The organism is Edaphobacter sp. (genome assembly GCF_035532915.1).
GTDB lineage: Bacteria > Acidobacteriota > Terriglobia > Terriglobales > Acidobacteriaceae > Edaphobacter.
On record NZ_DATKQC010000252.1, the window covers coordinates 1 to 5,803 of the forward strand.

Here is a 5,803-nt window from a genome sequence, read left to right on the forward strand (position 1 = left end):
GCCGAATGTGAACCCGCTCGAACCAATGAATCATGCGGTCCGTGAAGAGGAAAAAGTTGCGCCAGCTGATCGGACGCTTCTTGTCCCAGCGCAGGTGCAGGTTCGAGTTTTCCCGTCCACCCACGAACAGCTCATCAATTCCCTGTTCCGGTGGAATCTTCTTGAACGGCTTCTTTGAATAAATGATCGACAGCGGCACCAGAATGCCACGCGACCAGGACGAAATCTCATAGAGGTTGAAGTAAAACCAGTTGGGGAAAAGAACAATCTCCGGCGGAATCGCGGGTACCGCATCGTAGTCGTACTGACCCAGCGCGCACAGGTAAATCTTGGTGAAGGTATTGCACTCCACCACGCCGCCATTGGCGAGAACCCACTCCCGAGCCTTCACCAGTACCGGATGGTCCTTCGACCAGCCCATCAGCTTCAACGCCAGATAGGCCTTTACGCCATAGCTTATATTCGAAGGCCCGCCGGGATAGAGGCTCCATCCACCGTCTTTATTTTGATGGCGAAGAATCTCATTGAGCGCCCGTTCCATCTTGCCCGGATCGCCCGTCCCCAGCAGCGTATGCATAAAGATGTAGTCGGACTCGAGCATGCTGTCCGCTTCCAGCTCGCCGCACCAGAATCCCTCAGGGTCCTGCTGGCCCAGCAGCCATTCCTTGGCGCGGGCGACTCCATTCGCCACATGCTCCAATCCGAGATCCATCCGGCCAAAGCGCGGCTGCGCCGGCTGATTCGCGGTCTTCGGATTACTTGAAGATGTACTCATGAATACCGAACTCTCTGGTTGAAACTTACTGCTCAGCGTGAGACCTGCGGAGCGGACGCAATCGCCTGGACGATCTCAGGGGGCAAACCGAAGCGAACATTCTCCGGCATCACCTCCACCTCATCGACGGAACCGTAGCCCTTGGTCTGCAGATACTCGACGACATCCTTCACCAGAACCTCGGGAGCGGAAGCCCCAGCAGTCACGGCTACCGTATCGACGCCGTCAAGCCACTCCAGCTTGATATCTTCTGCCTTGTCGATCAGGTAGGAGTTTGTCCCCAGATTCTGCGAGACCTCCACCAGACGGTTCGAGTTCGAGCTGTTGCGCGAGCCAACCACCAGCACAACGTCCGCCCCGTGGGCAACATTCTTCACCGCGGTCTGGCGGTTCTCCGTCGCATAGCAGATATCCTGCGCGTGCGGCCCAACAATATTGGGGAACTTTTTCTTGAGCGCCTCGATCATGTAGCGCGCCTCGTCCAGCGAGAGCGTTGTCTGCGTCAGGTAAGCCACCTTGTTCGGGTCAGGAACCACCAGCGCCTCAACCTCTTCGACCGTCGAGACCACCTGGGTCACGCTGGGAGCTTCGCCCTGCGTTCCTTCGACCTCTTCGTGGTCGCGATGCCCAACCAACACAAGCGAATAGCCCTGCTTGGCGAATTTGATCGCCTCCACATGCACCTTGGTCACCAGCGGGCACGTAGCATCGACCACCTTCAGGCCGCGTTCCTTGGCGCGCTCCCGAACAGCAGGCGAAACGCCATGCGCCGAATAGATCACACGAGCGCCCTCAGGGACCTCGTCCAGCTCATTGACGAAGATGGCGCCCTTCTTGGCCAGGTCGGTCACGACATAGCTGTTGTGCACGATCTCTTTGCGGACATAGATCGGCGCGCCAAAAGTCTCCAGCGCAATCTGCACAACATCAATGGCGCGAACCACGCCAGCGCAGAAGCCGCGCGGCTTGAGAAGGAGAACTCGTTTTGTTTTGAGAGAGCTGCCCTGATCGGTCGCAGCATGGTCAAGAGTGGTTGTAGTCACGCCTACCAGTATACCGCGTTCGGTGGCAGCTTGGGGCGAATTTGAACCATCCTTGGTGCACGAGAGCCACGACGGCGAAATCAAGGAAACGCCTCCCGTCCGCTTTCAGAAAGGTTCTCTAACCTGTTCCAGTTCAAGAGATTACTGCTCAATCAAGCTACATCTTTTCACCCTTGCAACCAGGATGCCCGCACTCGCACTTCAACGTCGTCACGCCTTTGGCATCTTCACAGTAGGTTGAGCAGTATTTTTTGCCGTCAGCCGGCACACAGGTACAACCGTCCATCGCGCATTTCTTTGATTCGGTAGTCATCGATGATCCCTCCCTGTACTTCCTGCTCTGTGGGATGCCATGGCCCTCCCAGGAGATGTGCGCCTTACCGGCTGCTCTCCAAAAGGTGCTCGGCGTGTTTCAGGCTGGTCTCGGTCAGCTTTGCGCCACTCAGCATCCGCGCGATCTCCTGCGTGCGCTCCGCATCCTCCATACGCCGAACATCGGTCTGCGTCCGCCCCCGCTTTTCGGTCTTCTCGATCAGGAAATGCTGATCGCCAAACGCCGCAATCTGCGGAAGATGCGTGATACACAAGACCTGCTGTCCCTTCGACAGCGTCTTCAACTTCTTTCCCACCGCTTCCGCAGCCCGCCCGCCGATCCCAATATCAATCTCGTCGAAGACCAGCGTGCGCGGCAGAGGAGCCTTTTTCTTCCGCGCACCCGCAGTTCCCTCTTCCACCGTCACCTTCAGCGCCAGCATCACCCGCGACATCTCGCCGCCCGAAGCAATCTCATGCAGCGGCTTCAACGGCTCACCCGCGTTAGTGGCAATCAGGCAATCCACCTGGTCCCATCCATGCGAAGTCCATGCACTCGCAGCCTCCGCCATCGTCACCTGAATCTTGAACTTCGTGCTCATCGCCAGATCATTGATCTGGGCCTCGGCCAGCTTCTCCAGCTTCTTCGCCGCCTCTGTCCTGCTGGCGGAGAGCTGCTTCGCCGCTGCCTGATAAGCCGCGGCATCCTGCACCTCTTTCGCCTTCAGTTCCAGCAGCAGAGCGTCCCTGTTCTCCACCTCGCTCAACTGCCGCGCCGCCTCCGCACCAAAAGCAATGACCTCCGCCAAGGTCTGCCCGTACTTCCGCTTCAAACGATCAAGAGCCGCGAGCCGGTCTTCAATCTCCTCCAGCCGTCCCGGCGCGGCGTGAACGTTGTCGGCAAAATCGCGCACCTCGGCATCTACATCTTCAACCGCCGCCTTCGCCGCCGCCAACTGCTGCGCAGGCTCCTGAAAGCGCGCATCGTACCGCGCCAGCTCCTCCAGATGCTTCAACGCCGCGCCCAGCGCCGCCTCAGCCGAATTCTCCGACTCATAAAGCAACTCATGCGCACCCATCGCCGCTGCATAAAGCTTTTCGGCATTCCCCAGCACCCGTTTCTCAGCCTCAAGTTGAACGTCCTCATCCTCTGTCGCCAGCCCTGCCTGGTCGATCTCCTTACTCTGAAATCTCCACAGATCAGCCATTCGCAAGCGGTCCTGTTCAGCCGATTGCAGCTCCTCGAGCTTGTCCGTCGTCGCTCGCCACACCGCAAACGCCAGAGCAACAGCATCGGTCGAGATCGCGCCGAACCGATCCAACAAAATCCTCTGCTGTGTCTGGTCGAACGACCCCAGCGTCTCTCCCTGCGAATGTACCAGTGCAAGCTCCGGCGCAAGCTGCCGCAGCACCCCGACCGTGGCTGGCTGATTATTGACGAACACCCGCCCCTTACCATTCGCCGCAATCTCTCGCCGAAGCAGGATATGGTCGGCCTCAGCATCGATCCCGTTCGCCTCAAGAATTGCCATCGCGCCGGGAGTCATCTCGAACACGCATCCCACCACGGCCTTATCGGCCCCATGCCGCACCACATCGGAAGACGCCTTGCCGCCCAGCAGCAGCGCCAGTGCGTCGATCAGGATGGATTTACCCGCACCGGTCTCACCCGTCAGCAGGTTCAGTCCCAGCCCGAAGTTAGCGACCGCACGGTCGATCACAGCATAGTTTTCCGCGCGCAGTTCCAGCAGCATGTAAGCCTCAGTCGGATGACGTACCGCGAGGATAGCAAACCTCATGCCGAAGCATCTATCGGTCCCACCCCGGCATCACAGCAGATGCCCCCACCTGCACTTCGCCCGAACCTCGATTTACACTAACGACTGGTGAACAAATAACTATGCTCTGGACCTTTGCCCTTGCTCTCCTCCAGGAAGATGCCTCGAACCCTGCTCCCATAGCCTCCAACGGCAGCGCGCTGGTAGAGATGGTTCACAACAGCGGCCCCGTTGCCTTTACGGTGCTGGTCATCCTGCTCATCGCCAGCGTCTTCTCCTGGGCCATCATGCTCTCCAAGTGGTCGAGCTTTCGCCGCGCCCAGATGCAGGGCCAGCGCTTCGTCCGCGCCTTTCGCAAATCCAGCCGCCTGAGCGAGATCGCCTCGGTCGCCGAGCAGTTCAAGCCCAGCCCGCTCGTCCCCGTCTTCGTCGAGATCCACGACGAGTACCAGCGCCAGAATGGCGGACGCGGCATGCCACGTAACCCGGTCGCCCTCGAACGCGCCGCGCAGACCGCCTCCAGCGAAGCCCTCACCTCGATGGAGAGCCGCATGACCTGGCTCGCCACAATCGCCGCCATCGCTCCCTTCATCGGACTCTTCGGCACCGTCATGGGCATCATCGAAGCCTTCCACGGCCTTGGAATCGCTGGCACTGCCACCCTCCGTGCGGTCGCCCCCGGTATCTCGGAGGCCCTCATAACGACAGCAGCCGGTCTCGTCGTCGCCATTCCCGCCGTTGTCGGCTACAACCAGCTCACCGCTCGCCTGCGCGAGTTCGCCTCACGCATGGACGACTTCGGCCGCGAGCTTCTCAACGCCATCGAAAACTCCGCTCTGCTCACACCTCCCGCACAACCGCCGCAACAGCAACCCGAAGAGCCGCGCCGGAGGGCCTTCTAGCAATGGCCTTCTCCGCCAAAGGTCGCACGCAGACGGCGCTCGCCGAGATCAACATCACGCCGTTGGTCGACGTCGTGCTCGTTCTGCTCCTCATCTTCATGTTGACTGCGCCCGTGCTCCAGTCCGGCGTCATCGTGGCCATTCCCAAGACGCGCTCGGTCAATCAACTCACCGAAGAGCGCATGGTCGTGACCATCGACAAGGACCAGAACGTCTTTCTGCAGGACAAGCCCGTCAACGTCAATGATCTGCCCACCCTGTTGAAGAGCGTAGGCTCTGGCCCCGCCACCAAGCGCATCATCTATCTCCGCGCTGACGAGCGTGTGCCCTTCGGCGCCTTCGCCTCCGTGATGGATGCGGTCAAGCAGGCCGGCATCACCGACATCAGCATCGTCACCCGGCCAATCGAAGCCAAGTAACGCCAAGTGAGGACCGGGTCATAGCCACTCAGCTCCAATACAGCCGCGACACCCGCACCGACGACAAGCTCGGCGGCAACCTCGTCGGCTCGATCGTCCTGCACGCGCTGGTCGTCGCCCTCATCCTTGGCTGGGCGTACATCTTTCGGTCGCACACGCCGCCATGGGGTGGAGATGCCTCCAATGCAGGGGCCATCCAGGCCACCATGGTCGCCTCCCTTCCGCTTCCCCCCAAGCAACGCGAACTCGACACCGGCGTGCTCACCTCGGAGACGCCAAGCCCCGCTCCGGTCGTCGCCAAGGAAAAGACCGAGCCGCCGCCCAGCCCCAAGGACATCCCTATCCTGAAAAAGGAAGTGAAGCCGCCGAAAGTCGCGCCCAAAGAGACGCCTCAGCCGCCGAAGCATGTTCAGCCAGTGCAGCCTCAACCCAAGAAGGCCACCACTGGTGACACCGGCGGCATCCGTATTCCCGAAGCCACCATGCAGCTCAAAAACGGCTCCGCCAGTGCGAGCGTGCAGGACCGTAACTTCGGTGCCCGCTTCGCCTACTACGTCAACATCGTCAATCGCAC

The 5,803-nt window shown here is 60.2% G+C and carries 4 protein-coding genes and 2 pseudogenes; 3 read left to right on the forward strand and 3 right to left on the reverse strand.

Translation table 11 applies throughout. The features are described 5' to 3' along the window. The 3 genes and pseudogenes from VMU57_RS12170 to recN form a co-directional block, all read right to left on the reverse strand. A pseudogene (locus tag VMU57_RS12170) lies at positions 1–775 on the reverse strand (prenyltransferase/squalene oxidase repeat-containing protein); the annotation flags it as partial. A 32-nt stretch (positions 776–807) separates the two neighbouring features. After that, positions 808–1,818 carry a 4-hydroxy-3-methylbut-2-enyl diphosphate reductase gene (locus VMU57_RS12175; RefSeq protein WP_325383757.1) on the reverse strand — a complete coding sequence of 337 codons (1,011 nt, stop codon included), beginning with the start codon at positions 1,816–1,818 and terminating at the stop codon, positions 808–810. A gap of 377 nt (positions 1,819–2,195) precedes the next feature. Continuing rightward, a complete protein-coding gene (gene recN, locus VMU57_RS12180; RefSeq protein ID WP_325383762.1) occupies positions 2,196–3,884 on the reverse strand; it encodes a DNA repair protein RecN in 1,689 nt (562 codons plus the stop codon). A gap of 146 nt (positions 3,885–4,030) precedes the next feature. Between recN and VMU57_RS12185 the strand changes: the two genes are divergently transcribed. The 3 genes and pseudogenes from VMU57_RS12185 to VMU57_RS12195 form a co-directional block, all read left to right on the forward strand. Then, positions 4,031–4,810, forward strand: a complete 780-nt coding sequence (locus VMU57_RS12185) for a MotA/TolQ/ExbB proton channel family protein (RefSeq protein ID WP_325383759.1) — start codon at positions 4,031–4,033, stop codon at positions 4,808–4,810. 2 nt (positions 4,811–4,812) lie between these two features. Then, positions 4,813–5,229 carry a biopolymer transporter ExbD gene (locus tag VMU57_RS12190; RefSeq protein WP_325383760.1) on the forward strand — a complete coding sequence of 139 codons (417 nt, stop codon included), beginning with the start codon at positions 4,813–4,815 and terminating at the stop codon, positions 5,227–5,229. A gap of 206 nt (positions 5,230–5,435) precedes the next feature. Beyond that, positions 5,436–5,803 (forward strand): annotated as a pseudogene (locus VMU57_RS12195) (energy transducer TonB); the annotation flags it as partial.

Excerpts from the sequence above, each read along its gene's own strand:
- recN (WP_325383762.1), bottom strand. The coding sequence starts at position 3,884 with ATGCTGCTGGAACTGCGCGCGGAAAACTATGCTGTGATCGACCGTGCG.
- VMU57_RS12185 (WP_325383759.1), top strand. The coding sequence starts at position 4,031 with ATGCTCTGGACCTTTGCCCTTGCTCTCCTCCAGGAAGATGCCTCGAAC.
- VMU57_RS12190 (WP_325383760.1), top strand. The coding sequence starts at position 4,813 with ATGGCCTTCTCCGCCAAAGGTCGCACGCAGACGGCGCTCGCCGAGATC.